The organism is Paenibacillus protaetiae, from assembly GCF_004135365.1.
Classification (GTDB): Bacteria; Bacillota; Bacilli; order Paenibacillales; family Paenibacillaceae; genus Paenibacillus_AP; species Paenibacillus_AP protaetiae.
Genome location: NZ_CP035492.1, coordinates 2,751,933 through 2,768,071, shown reverse-complemented (window position 1 = coordinate 2,768,071; position 16,139 = coordinate 2,751,933). Strand labels below are relative to the sequence as shown.

Annotated in this window: 11 protein-coding genes and 1 pseudogene; 9 read left to right on the top strand and 3 right to left on the bottom strand. The window is 59.0% G+C overall.

The window, feature by feature from the left end; genetic code table 11:
- Positions 1 to 71 precede the first annotated feature (71 nt).
- From ET464_RS12765 to ET464_RS12755, 3 genes are all read right to left on the bottom strand, one after another.
- Positions 72 to 548, bottom strand: coding sequence for a glutathione peroxidase (locus ET464_RS12765; protein ID WP_129441445.1), 477 nt, complete (start codon positions 546 to 548; stop codon positions 72 to 74).
- Between the two features lie 253 nt (positions 549 to 801).
- Positions 802 to 1,791 (bottom strand): electron transfer flavoprotein subunit alpha/FixB family protein, encoded by a 990-nt coding sequence (locus ET464_RS12760; protein WP_129441443.1) that lies wholly within the window; start codon positions 1,789 to 1,791, stop codon positions 802 to 804.
- Between the two features lie 23 nt (positions 1,792 to 1,814).
- Positions 1,815 to 2,687, bottom strand: coding sequence for an electron transfer flavoprotein subunit beta/FixA family protein (locus ET464_RS12755; RefSeq protein ID WP_129444362.1), 873 nt, complete (start codon positions 2,685 to 2,687; stop codon positions 1,815 to 1,817).
- A 417-nt stretch (positions 2,688 to 3,104) separates the two neighbouring features.
- Here ET464_RS12755 and ET464_RS12750 point away from each other — a divergent pair, with 417 nt between their 5' ends.
- From ET464_RS12750 to ET464_RS12710, 9 genes and pseudogenes are all read left to right on the top strand, one after another.
- Positions 3,105 to 5,417 carry a (Fe-S)-binding protein gene (locus tag ET464_RS12750; protein WP_129441441.1) on the top strand — a complete coding sequence of 771 codons (2,313 nt, stop codon included), beginning with the start codon at positions 3,105 to 3,107 and terminating at the stop codon, positions 5,415 to 5,417.
- Between the two features lie 119 nt (positions 5,418 to 5,536).
- Positions 5,537 to 7,959: pseudogene (locus ET464_RS12745) on the top strand (3-hydroxyacyl-CoA dehydrogenase NAD-binding domain-containing protein).
- A gap of 166 nt (positions 7,960 to 8,125) precedes the next feature.
- Positions 8,126 to 9,337 carry an acetyl-CoA C-acyltransferase gene (locus ET464_RS12740; RefSeq protein WP_129441439.1) on the top strand — a complete coding sequence of 404 codons (1,212 nt, stop codon included), beginning with the start codon at positions 8,126 to 8,128 and terminating at the stop codon, positions 9,335 to 9,337.
- 153 nt (positions 9,338 to 9,490) lie between these two features.
- Positions 9,491 to 11,278 (top strand): acyl-CoA dehydrogenase FadE, encoded by a 1,788-nt coding sequence (locus ET464_RS12735; RefSeq protein WP_129441437.1) that lies wholly within the window; start codon positions 9,491 to 9,493, stop codon positions 11,276 to 11,278.
- Positions 11,279 to 11,295: 17 nt separating this feature from the next.
- On the top strand, positions 11,296 to 13,050 hold the full coding sequence (locus ET464_RS12730; RefSeq protein ID WP_129441435.1) for a long-chain-fatty-acid--CoA ligase: 1,755 nt from the start codon (positions 11,296 to 11,298) through the stop codon (positions 13,048 to 13,050).
- Positions 13,051 to 13,232: 182 nt separating this feature from the next.
- On the top strand, positions 13,233 to 13,427 hold the full coding sequence (locus ET464_RS12725) for a hypothetical protein (protein WP_129441433.1): 195 nt from the start codon (positions 13,233 to 13,235) through the stop codon (positions 13,425 to 13,427).
- A gap of 179 nt (positions 13,428 to 13,606) precedes the next feature.
- Positions 13,607 to 13,795: a hypothetical protein gene (locus ET464_RS12720; protein ID WP_129441431.1), complete on the top strand. Its 189-nt coding sequence runs from the start codon at positions 13,607 to 13,609 to the stop codon at positions 13,793 to 13,795.
- A gap of 171 nt (positions 13,796 to 13,966) precedes the next feature.
- Positions 13,967 to 14,716, top strand: coding sequence for a type I methionyl aminopeptidase (gene map / locus ET464_RS12715; protein ID WP_341869694.1), 750 nt, complete (start codon positions 13,967 to 13,969; stop codon positions 14,714 to 14,716).
- A 41-nt stretch (positions 14,717 to 14,757) separates the two neighbouring features.
- Complete coding sequence (locus ET464_RS12710; protein WP_129441429.1) at positions 14,758 to 16,035, top strand: molybdopterin-dependent oxidoreductase; 1,278 nt, start codon at positions 14,758 to 14,760, stop codon at positions 16,033 to 16,035.
- Positions 16,036 to 16,139: the final 104 nt, after the last annotated feature.

Here is a 16,139-nt window from a genome sequence, read left to right as displayed (position 1 = left end):
ATGCCGCGCTGGAAGCCTGATGCTTCCGGCAAGGCATGCGGGTATTTTTTATGCTGAAGCAGGCTGCCGGCTTACAGCAGCTTGCGGATATCGGCTTCGATTTTTTCCGGTGCATCCGTAGGAGCGTACCGCTTAATGACTTTGCCGCTGCGGTCGATCAGAAACTTGGTAAAATTCCATTTGATCGGCTTTGTGCCAAATGCGCCGCGGGCTTCATTTTTTAAATATTGGTACAACGGATGTGCGGTCGGGCCATTCACATCAATTTTGGCAAAAAGCGGGAATGTTACGCCGTGGTTCAATTCACAAGCTTCGGCGATCGCATCATTGTCGCCCAGCTCCTGATTCATAAACTGGCTGCTGGGGAACCCGAGAACGGCTAGGCCCTGCTCCGCGTAGTCCTCATGCAGCTTCTGCAGTCCTTTAAACTGCGGAGCCAAACCGCATTTGGTCGCTGTATTGACGATCAGCATCACCTGGCCTTTATATTGGGACAAGCTTTGCTTGCCGCCTCGAATCGTATCCACTTCCATCTCATAAACACCCATCGTTTCACCCTCCTGTACTGGTAATTAGGATTCCTTAAGCCGCGAACTGTATCGCGTATAATTTAATTGTATGCAATTTAAATGACGTTGTCAACCGTCCAAGCGATAAAAATAATCGCCAAGCGCCGGGCGGTTATACAGCCGGCTCAGCCGGGCAGAAAGGAAAGCGGGCAGCCCCGCAGCAGTCGGATCGTGAAAAAGCGCCCGGCTGAGCCGCAAATGCTGCAGCTTTGGCCAAGGCGCTTGCTGCCGGTCAGCCGGCAGAGGAGGGGCGCTGCTTCCGGAATTCGGAAGTAAGCAGCGGCACCACTTCGAACAAATCACCAACAATGCCATAATCGGCGACGCCAAAAATAGGCGCATCGGGATCTTTATTAATGGCTACGATGGTGCGCGAGCCGCTCATGCCGGCGAGATGCTGGATAGCTCCGCTTATCCCGCAGGCGATATACAGCTGGGGCGTGACAGTTTTGCCGGTCTGCCCGATTTGCAGCGCATAATCGCAGTAGCCTGCGTCGCATGCCGCTCGGGAAGCGCCAACCGCTCCGCCCAGCGCCTCCGCAAGCTGCTGCAGCGGCTCGAAGCCGGCTGCGCTGCGGACGCCCCGCCCGCCGGAGACGACAATATCGGCTTCGGCGAGGTCGATTTGCCCGCTTGTGCGGCGGACGATACTGCGCACAGAGGTGTACAGCGGCGGCACTTCAAAAGCAAGCGCCTGTACGGTGCCTTGCTTCTCCGAAGGAGACGCCGGCGGCATATTGTTGGGCCGTATCGTAACGACCCAAGGTACACCCGGAGCGAACCGGCGCCGCTCATATGCTTTGCCTGCGTACAGCGGCCTCGTAAATACAGCTTCGCCGCCGTCATGGGCAGCCTGAACCGCGGTGACATCCGCAATATGCCCCGCTCCGAAAGCCGCTGCGAGGCGCGGCGCCAGCTCGCGCCCGGCAGCCGTGTGGCCAAGCAGCAGCGCCTGCGGCTTGAGCGAGCAGAAGGCTGCGCTTAGCGCAGCGGCGTATACTTCCGGCGTGTAGACGGCAAGCGCGGGATCATCCGCCGCATGAACAACATCCGCTCCGCGGGCGGCAAGCGCTTCCGCTTCTGCGGGGCCGGCGCCGGCCAGGACAGCATGCACCTCGCCGTCTTCACCGGCAAGCAGCCGGGCGGCGGCAAGCGCTTCGAATGCCACGCGGCGCAGTCTGCCGTCGCGGCATTCGGCGTATACGAGTATTTTTTTCGTCATCGAGTTTCCTCCTTTCCGTCCGGTTAAGGCTCCGCCTTGACAACGCCCGCTTGTGCGAGCAGTCCCGCCAGCTCGTGCGCCTGTTCGGCCGCGCTGCCGGAGAGCTTTCTTCCCGCTGCTCTTGGCGCCGGCGGAAGCAGCTCTGTCCGCTCGGTCCGTGCTGCCGCAAGCGATACGGATGCGGCCTGGGCGATACTTTCAGCGGAGACGCGTTTTAACGGCTTGCGTTTGGCTTTCATAATGCCGGGCAGAGACGGGTACCGCGGTTCGTTCAGCCCTTGCTGGGCGGTTATGAGAACCGGAAGGGGAACCGCAACATGCTGCGAATCGCCTTCCACATCCCGCTCAATAAGGGCGTATCGTTCGGAATAGACAAGGGAGGCGTTTGGCGCTCCGGTCAATTCATCGGCTTCGGGATGAAGCGCCTTCTCATGCAGCCGCGGATCGTCCGCAGGCACAACCTCGATCTTCACTGCCGAAGATGCATGGGGCAGCCCCAGCCGCTCCGCTGCTTGCAGGGCAACGCTGCCGGAGCCGCTGTCCACGGCAAATAAGCCTGCCAGCACCAGATCGGGAGACATCGGCTGGAGCGTTGCCGCAAGAAGCGCGGCAATCAAGGAGCTGTCCTCCGGCTGTCCGTCCTGCTCGATCAGCACCGCTTCATCGGCGCCAAGCGCCAGAGCGGTGCGCAGCGCTTCTTCCGCCCGTTCCGGGCCGTACGTAACGGCAATAACCTCTCCGCCATGGATTTCCTTCAGGCGCAAAGCTTCCTCAAGCGCGTATTCATCATAAGGGTTGATGACAAACTTGGCGTTCTCTTCGGCAATGGTTCCATTGCTGAACACGATCTTTTCTTCCGTATCAAAAGTTTGCTTCAGCAGTACAGCTGTTTTCAGCATTCAATCACCTCGTTTTAGTGGCGTTGAACCGACCTGATTATAATTTCTGCCCGCCCGGTGAGCGCTTCCGCCAGTGTTACCTTATGATGCCGGATTTCCGATTAGACCAAGCCGGCCGGAATAGGAGAGGCGGCATCATGGCGATAAGGCAGGCAGGGGCAGGCGGTATGAATGGGACGCCGTGTTCATATATTTGAGAGGCAGAATCATAATGTAAGCGCTTTATGCTTGTCCCGGCCGGAGGGCTGGCGGGAAAGGAAGGGAGGGCAGGGCGGAACGGCGGATCAGCCGGCACGAGGATAAAAAAGCGGGCTAAGGCATGGGATGGTCAAGAGCGGGCTTATAGGACCGGGTGGCTTATCCCGTTTGCTGTTTAGGATTTACAGGATCGTTTGGCAGAGAGGATGAGAGCATATGCTGCCTGGGTTAACGGGACTTGAGCTGTGGGCGGCGGCAGCGGGCGCTGCCAGCGGAGGCGGGGCAGCTGCCGCCGTCAGATGGATACTCGCTATTGCGGCTGTTGGCGCCGGGGCGGGTTTCTTTGCGGCCGCTGTGCTGCGGAGGGCCGGATACATCCGGCTGGGGCAGCCTTCCGACTGGTCGCTGAAGCGCCCGGCGCGAAGGCATGAACGGCGGCGTGATCACAGCCTGCCGGCGCAAATGCTGGGGCACCGGAAGCTGCTGCGCGATATTCGGAGCGGGCTTATGCACCTCGTCTTTTTTTACGGCTTTATTGTTCTTCAGTTCGGTGCGCTTGATCTGATCTGGAAGCATGTTGCGGGAAGCCGTATCGCTTACCCTTATTACAATGGATTTGTCTGGTCGCAGGAACTTGTGGCCTCTTTGGTATTCGTTGCGGTGCTGTACGCGGCCTACCGGCGTTACGGCGAAAGGCTGGAACGGCTGAAGAGAGGGTGGAAGCCTTCGCTTGTCGTCTGGTTTCTATCGGCGCTTATGGTTACGGTGCTGCTTACGATGGCGTTCGAGCGGCTGGCCGGCGCGGAGGTGCCGGTTACGCAGCGGTATGCCCCTGTATCCGCTCCGCTGGCGAAAGGGCTGGAGGCGATCGGGTTCGGCGCGCACAGCTCCGCAGCTTCGGCCGGCTATGAAATCAGCTGGTGGCTGCATTTGCTGGTGCTGTTGTCCTTCCTGGTTTATGTGCCGCAATCGAAGCATTTTCACCTGCTTACGGCGCCGGTCAATTTGTGGTTCCGCCGGAGCGAGCCGTACGGCAAGCTGGCGCCGCTGGATTTGGAGGATGAGGATGCCGAGACGTTTGGGGTCGGAAAGGTGGAGCAGTTTACGCAAAAACAGCTGCTTGATCTATATGCCTGCGTCGAGTGCGGGCGCTGCACGAACGTCTGCCCGGCATCGGGGACCGGCAAGCTGCTGTCCCCGATGCACCTGATCGTCAAGCTGCGCGATCATTTGCAGGAGAAAGGCGCTGCCGTCACATCCCGTTCGCCGTGGCTGCCGGCTTCTCTATGGAACCGCAGCGAGCCTGCCGGCGCCCATATGATGGCGGGCGCGAGCGCCGGCTGGGCGGCTTCGGCGGAAGGCAGCTCCAGCCGTGGCGCTGCCGGTGCGGCAACGTCCATTGCATGGACGATGGCCGAACAGGCGGACAGATGGGCCGTACATTCCGATGCGCAGGCAGCCGAGCTGGAGCTGATCGGGCAGATCATTACGGAAGAAGAGCTTTGGGCATGCACATCGTGCCGCAATTGCGAAGACCAGTGCCCGGTCGGCAACGAGCATGTCGACAAAATTATCGACATGCGGCGTTATTTGGTGCTGACGGAAGGGCGGATGCCTTCCGAAGGGCAGCGCGCCTTGCAAAATATCGAAAGGCAGGGCAACCCGTGGGGCTTGCCCCGCAGCGAAAGATCCGGCTGGATCGAAGACTGCGAGCAGCGTACCGGCATTCGGGTGCCGCTCATGCAGGACTTGAAAAGGCAGGGAACGCTTCCCGAAGTGCTGCTATGGGCCGGAACGATGGGCGCTTACGATGCGAGAAGCCGGAAGGTGCTGTACGATGTGGTGCGGCTGCTTCACCGGGCGGGCATCGTGTTCGGCACGCTTGGCAGCGAAGAGCGGAACTCGGGAGATACCCCGCGCAGAATCGGCAATGAGCTGCTGTTCCAGGAGCTGGCCCGCGACAATATCCGCGCCATTCACAAGTACGGCGTCAAGCGGATAGTGACGATCTGTCCGCATACGTACAACGTGTTCAAAAAGGAGTATCCGGACTTTGGGCTGCCCGAATCGGTCCAGGTGGAGCATCACACAGAGCTGCTAGCCCGCCTGCTGGAGGAAGGGAAGCTGAAGCCGCGATACCCGCTGCGCGAGCGCGTCACCTATCACGACTCCTGCTACTTGGGCCGCTATAACGGCGTATACGATGCGCCAAGAGCTATTTTGCAGGCGATACCGGGCCTTAAGCTGGCGGAGATGGCGCGCAGCCGTTCAAACGGCATGTGCTGCGGCGCAGGCGGCGGCATGATGTGGATGGAGGAAAAAAGCGGTACCCGCATCAATTACGCCCGGACGGCGCAAGCGCTGGATGTAAAACCGACGGTGGTCAGCTCGGCTTGCCCGTATTGCCTGACGATGATGGAGGACGGGTTAAAGACGCTGGATGAGCAAGGCACAGCAAGCGCCCGCGATGTCGCGGAGCTGCTTGCGGCAAGCATATTCGGCGAATTCGGCCGCAAGGCAGGCGCATAAAAGCTGTCGCGCGCCACCCGGCGTGTGATCATCGCATCACAAGCACCGTGGTCAGAGCGCATTATAGCGGAAGTAAATGAAACCGGCCAGCTGCGAAGCTGGGGAAGGGGGAATCCACAATGCCGGCATCAGCTGGTTTTAAGCCGGTTCGGCGGGCTGCCGTTATCGGCTCAGGCATTATGGGATCGGGAATTGCCGCGCATTTGGCTAACGCAGGTATCGAAGTGCTGCTGCTGGACGTTGTTCCTGCTGCGCTGACGGCGGAGGAGGAACGGAAAGGGCTGACGCTGCAGCACCCGGCCGTGCGCAGCCGCCTTGCTTCCGGTGCGATTGCCAAAATGGCAAAAACAGAGCCGGCTCCGCTGTATGACCCGGCTTTTGCCGGGCGCATCCGGGCAGGCAATCTGGAGGATGATTTGCAGCTGCTGGGCGAAGCGGACTGGATTGTGGAAGCGGTCGTGGAACGGCTGGATATTAAGCGAAACGTGCTTGCGCTGGCGGAAGCCGCACGCAAGCCGGGAGCGCTTGTCACCACCAATACGTCCGGTCTTTCGCTGGCGTCGATGTGCGAAGGGCGGAGCGAGCAGTTCAAGCGGCATTTTGCAGCGACCCACTTCTTTAATCCGCCCCGTTACATGAAGCTGGTGGAGATTGTTCCGGCCGAAGGGACGGACCCTGCGGTGGTGGAGCGCTTATGCGGCATATGCGAAAAGCAGCTTGGTAAAGGCGTTGTCATCGCCAAGGATACGCCTAACTTTATCGCGAACCGGATTGGCACATACGGCATGGCGGATACGCTGCGCCAGATCGAACGGTTTGGGCTGTCGGTCGAGGAGGCGGATGCGTTGACGGGACCGGCGATGGGCAGGCCGAAGTCGGCGACGTTTCGCATGCTGGACTTGATCGGGCTCGATACGCTGCTGCATGTGCTTGATAACGTGCGGGCAAATGTTACCGATCCCGACGAAAAAGCGATGTTTGCCCGGCCGGCCGTGCTGGAGCGTCTGGCGGCGGATGGCCGGCTCGGCGAGAAGACGGGGGCGGGCTTTTACCGTAAAACGAAAAAACCGGGAGGACGCAGCGACATTGAAGCGCTGGACTGGGACACGTTCGAATACCGTCCGCGCCGAACTGTTTCATCGCCGCTTATTGATGCGGCCAAAGCGGCCAAAGGAGCGGGAGCCAAGGTTCGCGCGCTGCTGGGCGCCGATCCGGCATCGCCGCAGGCGGCGTTTGCGTGGGAGACGATTAAAGGAACGCTGCTCTATTCCGCCCGCCAGCTTGGGCATATTGCCGATTCAATCACGGACATCGACCGCGCCATGAAATGGGGATTCGGCTGGGAGCTGGGGCCGTTTGAGCTGTGGGATGCGATTGGCCTGGAGCAGTCGGTCGCCCGGATGAGGCAGGAAGGGGAGACGATCCCGGAATGGGTGGCGGATTTTGTAGCGGCCGGCCACCGCTCGTTTTACCGGCAGGAAGGCGGGAGGCGGTTTTACGTCCACGCAGGCAGTTATGCCGAAGAGGCGCAGAAGGAGGATGAGCTGCCGCTCGCCGCTTTGAAGGAAGCGGGGCGGACGGTGTTTACATCGGGGGAGCGAGCCTGATTGACCTTGGAGACGAGGTCGCCTGCCTGGAGTTTCACTCGCCGAATAACGCGATTGGCAGCGATATTTTGCTGGGCATCCGCAAGGCTGCGGAGGAAGTGAGCCGGAACTGGCGCGGGCTTGTTATGGCCAACGAAGGCCGGAACTTCTGCGTGGGAGCGAACCTGGTGCTGCTGCTGATGGAGGCGCAGGCGGGCGAATGGGATGAGGTGGAGGATATTATCCGCCTGTTCCAGAACAGCATGAGCCTGCTTGGCCGGCTGGACCGGCCGGTCGTAGCGGCGCCGCATCGGATGACGCTGGGCGGCGGCGTGGAGGTATGCCTGCCGGCCGACCGGATTGTGCTGGCGCCGGAGACGTATTTTGGCCTGGTAGAAACCGGCGTTGGCCTTATTCCCGGAGGCGGAGGCAGCAAAGGGGCCGCGCGGCTGGCTTCGGAGCGGGCCGAAGGCAAAGGATTAGGTGAGCTGCAGACGGAGCTGAACGCGCTGTTCGAGACGATTGCGCTCGCCAAGACGTCAACCAGCGGCTACGATGCGAAGCGGCTTGGTCTGCTGCGGCCGGAGGATAAGGCGATTATCCGGCAGGACGGCCGGATCGCCGCCGCCAAGCGGGCGGTTCTGGAGCTTGATGCTGGCGGCTACCAGCCGCGGCAGGAACGCCGCATCCGCGTAGCAGGCAGCGAAGGCAAAGCGGTGCTGCGCCTTGGCGTGGAGGCGCTGCGCCTCGGCGGGCAAATCAGCAAGCATGATGCGCTGATCGCCGGCAAGCTGGCGCATGTATTGTCCGGCGGCGACGTGCGGCCGGGGCTTGAGGTGAGCGAGCAGTATTTGCTCGATCTGGAGCGCGAAGCGTTCCTGAGCCTGGTCGGCGAGCGCAAGACGCAGGAGCGGATGAGCCACATGCTGGCCACGGGCAAGCCGCTGCGCAATTAGCGGCCGGGGTGCGCCTGAGGCGGGGCTTGCTGCGGTAAGCCGCCGAGCGGGCGGCTTGCTCGCTGGCAGCGCCAATGCCATTGGCGCTGCCAATGACGGCAGCTTACCGCTTTCGCGGCGCGGCCCGGCATCATTCAACTACTTTCAACGTTAAAGGGGGATGGCAATGTCTTATTTGCGTTTTGGCGAGCATGATCGCGACGCCGTCATAGTGTCCGCCGCCCGAACGGCGGTAGGGAAAGCGAAAAAAGGAAGCTTTGCCGAGACGCGGGCGGAGGATCTGGGACGCGCCGTTCTGCACGCGGTGCTGGACCGGGCGCCGGGCCTTGCGCCGGAGCAGGTCGAGGATGTCATTATAGGCTGCGCGATGCCGGAAGGCGAGCAGGGCCTGAACATTGCCCGCGTCATCTCGCTGTATGCGGGTTTGCCGGTGACAACGCCTGCCGTTACCGTCAACCGCTTTTGCGCCTCCGGGCTGCAGGCCATCGCTTATGCCGCCGACCGGATCCGGCTTGGCGATGCCGATGCCATTATTGCCGGAGGCGTTGAAAGCATGAGCCATGTGCCGATGAGCGGCTTCCGGCCGTCTCCGCATCCGGGCATCGTGGATTCGATGCCCGAGGTGTATATGGGCATGGGACACACCGCCGAGGAGGTGGCCCGGAGGTATGGCGTTACCCGCGAGCAGCAGGATGCGTTTGCGGCGGAAAGCCATCGCAAGGCCGCCGAAGCGATAGCGGCCGGCCGGTTCGCGGATGAGATCGTTCCGCTTCAAGTGGAACGGTCCGGTACGGACGAAGCGGGGCGACCATGGCGCAAGCTGAGCTGGTTTGGCATGGACGAAGGCGTGCGGCCGGATACAACGCCGGAGGTGCTTGCGGCGCTGAAGCCTTCTTTTGCCAGGGAAGGAACGGTAACGGCGGGCAATACGTCGCAGATGAGCGACGGAGCGGCAGCGGTCACGGTTATGAGCCGCAAGCGCGCGAAGGAGCTGGGGCTGAAGCCGCTGGCGGTATTCCGCGGATTTGCAACGGCCGGCGTCGAGCCGGAAATTATGGGCGTCGGGCCGATCCGGGCGATCCCGAAGGTGCTGAAGCAAGCGGGCATTGCGATGGTGGATGTCGATTTGTTTGAGCTGAACGAAGCGTTTGCCGCGCAATGTATCCCTGTTATTGAAGAGCTTGGCATTGACCCGGCCAAGGTGAATGTGAACGGCGGGGCGATTGCGCTGGGGCATCCGTTAGGCTGCACCGGCGCAAAGCTGTCCGTCTCGCTTATTCATGAGCTGGGACGGCGGGGCGGCGGAATCGGCATCGTCACCATGTGCATCGGCGGAGGCATGGGAGCGGCCGGCGTATACGAGGTGTACGGACAATAACCGGCGTGAGGCGCGCGGCAGCCTGCGGCAAAAAGCTTCTGGCATCAGGCGTCAGGCGTCGTCAGGCATGAGGCGTCAAGCATGAGGCTATTGGAAGCGCGGAATGCTGCCGCAGCTTCTGCGCGCCGGCCAATGATGGGGAGGCGAAGCGCAATGAGTCGGAAAGAACGGTTTGGCGGCTGGTTTGTCGTGGAGGACAGCCTGCCGGAAGATTTGTTTACGCCGGAAGATTTTACGTCCGAGCAGCGGCTGATCGCCCAGGCGGCGGCTGATTTTTTGGAAGGGGAAATAGTGCCGCATGACGAGCAGCTGGAGGCGCTGGATTACAAGCTGACGGTGGAGCTGCTGCGCAAATCCGGGGAGCTGGGGCTGCTGGGCGGCGACGTTCCGGAAGCATACGGCGGCCTCGGGCTGGACAAAGGAAGCACGACGCTGCTGTCGGAGACGATGTCGAAGGCATCTTCGTTTGCGCTGTCGATGGGGGCGCATACCGGCATCGGCACGCTGCCGATCGTTTTTTTCGGCACGCCGGAGCAGAAACGCACCTATTTGCCCGATCTGGCGGCGGGTACGAGAATTGCGGCATATTGCCTGACCGAGCCGGCTTCCGGATCCGATGCGCTTGGCGCGAGGACGACGGCGAAGCTGTCGGCGGACGGCAAGCATTACGTGCTGAACGGCTCCAAGCTGTACATCACAAACGGCGGCTTTGCCGACTTGTTTATCGTATACGCCAAGGTGGACGGCAGCCAGTTTACCGCGTTTATTGTGGAAAAAGGGACGCCTGGCTTTACGGTCGGGCCGGAGGAGAAAAAGATGGGCATTAAAGGCTCATCGACCTGCCCGTTATATTTTGAGGATGCGCCGGTTCCGGTCGCCAACGTGCTTGGCGAAATCGGCAAAGGGCACCGGATCGCCTTTAATATTTTGAATATCGGGCGCTTTAAGCTTGGAGCAGGTTGTCTTGGCGCAGCGAAGGAAACGATTGCGATTGCTGCCGCTTTCGCCAATACCCGGGAGCAGTTTGGCCAGAAAATATCGTCGTTCCCGTTAATCGGCGCCAAGCTGGCGGATATGAACTTGCGGACGTACGCGATGGAAAGCATGGTGTACCGGACGGCGGGGCTGATGGACCGGCTGCTGGCAGCCGAGCATATCGGCGAGGAAACGCCGGATGCGGGCGTCAAAGCGGCCAGCGCCATCGGCGAATATGCGCTGGAATGCTCGATTGTAAAGGTGTTTGCGTCGGAGACGCTTGATTTTGTCGCGGACGAAGGGGTGCAGATTCATGGCGGCGCAGGTTATATCCGCGAGTACAAGGTGGAGCGCATTTACCGCGATGCCCGCATCAACCGGATTTTCGAAGGGACGAATGAAATTAACCGGCTGCTTATTCCGGGCACGCTGCTTAAAAAGGCGATGAAAGGCGAGCTGCCGCTGCTGGAGAAAGCCGGGGCGCTGCAGGCGGAGCTGCTGCAGCCGATGCCGCTTCCCGAGTTTCAGCAGCCGCTGGAGCTGGAGGCTTACCGGATTAACCAGGCGAAAAAGATTTTCCTCGCTATCGGCGGTCTGGCCGTCCAGAAGCTGGGCACGCGGCTGGAGCAGGAGCAGGAGGTGCTGTGCGCGTTATCGGATACGATGATCCAGATTTACGCGATGGAAAGCGCCTTGCTGCGCAGCTTGAAGCTGCGCGCACGCGCAGGAACAGGGGCAGCGGCATCGGAGCTGGCGCAGCTGATGACGGAGGTGCTCGTGCAGGAAGGGATGGAGCGGATCGAATCGCTTGCCAAGCTGACCGCCGCTGCGCTGGAGCAGGGCGACGGGCTGCAAATGCAGCTGTCGGTGCTGAAGAAGCTGGTCCGTGCTCCTTATATCGATACGGTAGCCCGCAAACGGGCGATTGCCGCCCGCGTGATCGGCAGCGAGCGTTACATCGTGTAGGAAGGAGATGATGCAGTATGGAACCGCATCCGCATCAGTCACCGGAAGAAGAGAGAGGGCGGCGGCTGTCTTTCGCCTGGCTGCGCCATTATCCGGCGGAAACGCCGGCGTCGATTGACTATCCCGATGAAGGCCTTCCTTACTTGTTAACGCAGTCCGCCTCCGCTTATCCCGAGCATGAAGCGGTTCATTTTATGGGCCGTTCGATTTCATACCGCGAGCTGCTCGGACTGGCGGTCCGGATGGCCAACGGCCTGCGGTCGCTTGGCGTATCCAAGGGCGACCGTGTGGCCATTATGCTGCCGAACTGCCCGCAGGCGGTTGTTTCATATTTCGGCGCGCTGATGGCTGGTGCCGTTGTGGTACAGACCAATCCGCTTTATATGGAGAGAGAGCTGGAATACCAGCTCTCCGACAGCGGCGCGTCGGTTATGATTACGCTGGATTTGCTGTACGGGCGCTTGGCATCGGTACGCAGCGCGCAGCCGGACAGCGGGCCGCTGCCGCAGCTGAAGCATGTGATCGTTACTTCGCTGAAAGATGGTCTGCCGTTTCCAAAAAGCTTGCTGTATCCGCTCAAACAGCGCCGGGAAGGCTTTAAGGCGGACATTCCATACGGGCGGCATGGCGTTCTGGCTTACGCCAAATGGCTTCGCAGGCAGCAAGGCGATGCGGCTCCGGATATTGCGATTAAGCCGGCGGAAGATTTGGCGGTGCTGCAATATACAGGCGGCACGACCGGCACGCCAAAAGGCGTCATGCTCACCCACCGCAATCTGGTGGCCAACACGCTGCAGACGTCGTCTTGGTTTTACAAGGCGGAAAAAGGACGGGAAAAATATTTGGCGGCATTGCCGCTGTTTCATGTGTTCGGGCTGACGGTATTGATGAATATGTCCGTCTATACGGGCGGTTCGCTTATTATGCTGCCGCGGTTTGAAGCGGATGCGGTGATCCGCACCATTGAACGGCAGCGTCCGACGATTTTTCCGGGAGCGCCAACCATGTATATTGCGCTTCTCCATCACCAGGCCGCGTCAAGCGCCGACATGTCTTCGGTCAAAGCGTGCATCAGCGGCTCCGCGTCGCTGCCGCTGGAGGTGCAGGAGCAGTTCGAGAAGCTGACGGGCGGCAGGCTGATTGAAGGCTACGGCCTGACCGAAGCTTCGCCCGTTACCCACTGCAATCCGGTGTGGGGCAAACGGAAAAACGGCACGATCGGCATTCCGTTCCCCGATACCGCCGCCAAAATCGTTAGCCTTGAAACCGGTGAAGAGCTGCCTGCCGGCGAAATCGGCGAATTGGTTATACAAGGGCCGCAGGTGATGAAAGGGTATTGGATGCGCCCGGCCGAGACGGAGAAGGTGCTGCAGGCCGGCTGGCTGCGCACCGGCGATTTGGCCAAGGCGGATGAAGACGGTTATTTTACGATTGTGGACCGGATGAAGGATGTCATTATCGCCGGCGGCTTTAACATTTATCCGCGCGAGGTAGAGGAAGTGCTGTATGAGCACCCGGCTGTCCGGGAAGCTTCCGTCATCGGCGTGAAGGACGATTACCGGGGCGAAACGGTCAAAGCGTTTATCGTGTTAAAGGAAGGGTGGCAAGTATCCCGCATCCAGCTTGACAAATGGTGCAGGGAGAGGCTGGCCGCTTATAAAGTGCCGCATTTGTATGAATTTCGGGAAACGCTTCCGAAATCAATGGTAGGCAAGGTGCTCCGGCGGGTATTGATCGAAGAACAGCTGGAAAAAAGTGAAAATCATAATTAATCATTTTTTCAAATTGCTTATGTTGAAATCGTTATATTTAAATTGTTATAATCTTTAGGTATGGAAAAATTTTCACATTTTTATGAGTTCCGTCATGAAATTGTAATAATCCGCCATTGAAACCCGGTTAAAAGACGGGCGTATTTATCCGATATAAGGTTTTAGAGAAAGGAGGCGGGTGGATGGATCCTAACTGGGTTACCGTCGCAGTACTACTATTCGGCATCATAGTCGCGGTATACGGCGTATACGAATACTTGCGCATGTTCAAGCACAAAAACGACGAATCCGGTCCAAAAACGCCGCCTTCGGCTGAACATTCGGCTTCTTCGGATGATGAGGCAGCCCCTGCCAGCCCATCCGATAAAAATAAATAAGTTGATGCGATTGTTCCTTTTCATCCTTCCTTCGCAAATGGTATAATAGTGTGAAAAGTAAAAACATTTAGAAATATCCATGGAGTTGCCTGCACCGAAGGGGGTTCATGCGGATTTGTTCCGCGCGTAGTCTCGTACACTGTTTGGTACGACCAATCAACGTATAGGGAGGAGATTTCATGGCCAAACATAGCCAGAATGAAGTCAAGGAAAGCCTGAAGGAACTCACAAGAATTTATCAGCCCAAGGACTCGCGCAAGTTCGTTCGCGAGTATATCCGGAAGTATCGGATTACAGGCGGCTATGAAGATGAGTTGACGATGTTGGTCGATCACGAAATGGATAAAATTAACTCTTCCGTCAGTTGAAATTGGATATAGCAAGTCTTGCAGCCTGTGCAGGCAGATGCAAGACTTTTTTTCTTCCCGGAAATAGTGACAAAATCGTGAAATCGGGCGGAAAGCGGCGCTGGACGCTGCAACGATGTACTGAATGCCAATCCTTTGGAATAGGGTGATTTTGAAGGGGAGGGATGGCAGATGATCGTACCTTTAAAAACAGCCGAGGATCTGAAAAGCATTCGCAAAGCGGGGCGTATTATTGCCGATTGCCACAAGGAGATTGCCCGCCGGATAACGCCGGGCGTCACCACGCTGGAGATCGACCGGTTTGTGGAGCGGTTCATGATGGAGCGGGGCGCTTATCCGGCCCAGAAGGGCTATAAAGGTTACCCTTATGCAACCTGCGCAGCCGTTAATGATGTGGTCTGCCACGGTTTTCCCGATTCGATTCCGCTCATGAACGGCGATATCGTAACGATTGATATGGTGGCCGATGTTGGCGGCTGGAAAGCCGATTCCGCGTGGACGTATGCGATTGGCACGCAAACGGCAGATACATCCAGGCTTCTGAGGATTGCCAAGCTGGCTTTAAGGCGCGGAATTGCAGAGGCGGTACCGGGCAAACGGATCGGCGATATCGGCTTTGCCATTCAAAACTGCGCCCAGCAGGCCGGCTACCGGGTTGTTGATTTGTTTACCGGACACGGCATCGGCCGCTTTATTCATGAGCCTCCCGAAATATTGCACCGGGGCAGCCCGGGTTACGGAGAACGGCTGGAGGCGGGAATGGTCATTACCATTGAACCGATTATTACGGAAGGACGGCCCGCCGTTCAGATCGAAAGGGACGGATGGACAGCCCGGACGGTTGATGGAAGCCGTTCCGCCCAATTTGAACATACGATCGCCATTACCGAGAAGGGGCCGGTCATCTTGACGCGTTCTTAATCCGCTTGCTGCCCGGACGCCCTCGAACAGGAGACGATGACATGCTGCTGAAGCGATTACGCAAGGGCTATGGCAAAAAGCTCGTTAAACTGCACGCCTGGAACGCCTGGATTGTCGCCGTACTAGCGCTGACAGGCCTTGTGCTGGCCGGCGGCTTTTGGAGAATGGCGCTTGGCGAAGGACGCGTATGGATCAAGTGGCTCCATGTTGCGGTCGGGCTGGGCTCTCTCATTCCGGTCGTCTATTACTTGCTGCTCGCCGGCAAGCATTGGAAGCAGCTGCGCGGCAAACGATGGCAGCGCTTTAATGTGGTTGTTGTGCTGGCTCTGCTGGTCGGCTGGCTGCTGTCGGGCGTTGTGCTGTGGCAGTTCCGCGCCTTTGGCCCGGCCTGGTCGAATCCGGCGTTAACCGTCCACGACCTGCTGACATGGATCGGCTTGCCCTATATCATTTACCATTCTGTTACAAGGGTAAAATGGCTGAAGGAGCAGCCGCAGCGGCGGACGGTCAAAGCCGAGCCTGCTGCTGCAGCAGACAGGGAGGCGCCTTACCGGGATTATGCCCCGGGCGGTCCGCAGCCGCTCTATACGCGCCGGGGGTTTATCCGCGGGGCAATCGGCGCCGGACTTGCGATAACTGTCGGCCCCTCCTTCCTGAAGTGGCTGGGCAGCTCGATCGGCAGCGGCATTGGCGGAGGAACGACCGAGGAGTGGATCGCGAACGATAGAAACAGCCTTGTCCCTGCGCCACAGCCGCTGCCGGGATCGGTTCCGCCAAGCGGCGGCGGAGCAAAGGGCAATTTCCGGATTTATACGGTGACGCGTATTCCGGCTTTTTCGAACGACAACTGGTCGTTTGTGCTGGACGGATTAGTCAGCAACAAGCAGACGTGGAACTGGGAATCGTTCGTGGCGATGCAGCGGAAGGTGCAGGTCAGCGACTTTCATTGTGTAACCGGCTGGTCGGTATATAATAATACATGGGAAGGCATACCGCTTAAGGAGCTTCTGAAGGAAGCGGGCGTACAAAACGGTGCCGAGACGGTCAAATTTTATTCCGGCGATGGCGTATATACCGATACGTTAACGCTGGAGCAGGCGATGATGGATGATGTCATGGTGGCGGTTATGCATGACGGCAAGCCGATTCCGAGCGATATGGGCGGCCCCGTCCGGCTAGTCGTGCCGCAAATGTACGGCTACAAATCGGTGAAATGGTTGAACCGGATCGAGCTGATTGCAGGAACGCATACCGGTTATTGGGAGAAAAGAGGTTACTCCAATGATGCTTGGGTAGGAAAAGGAAACGGATTTGGGTAATTATGGGCAAAATGCTTCAATGAATAGAAGGAACCGGACTTCCTGATATTGGAGGACCGGTTTTTTTTTTGTGGCTTTCGTCGGGTACAGGCTTTCTTTTTGTA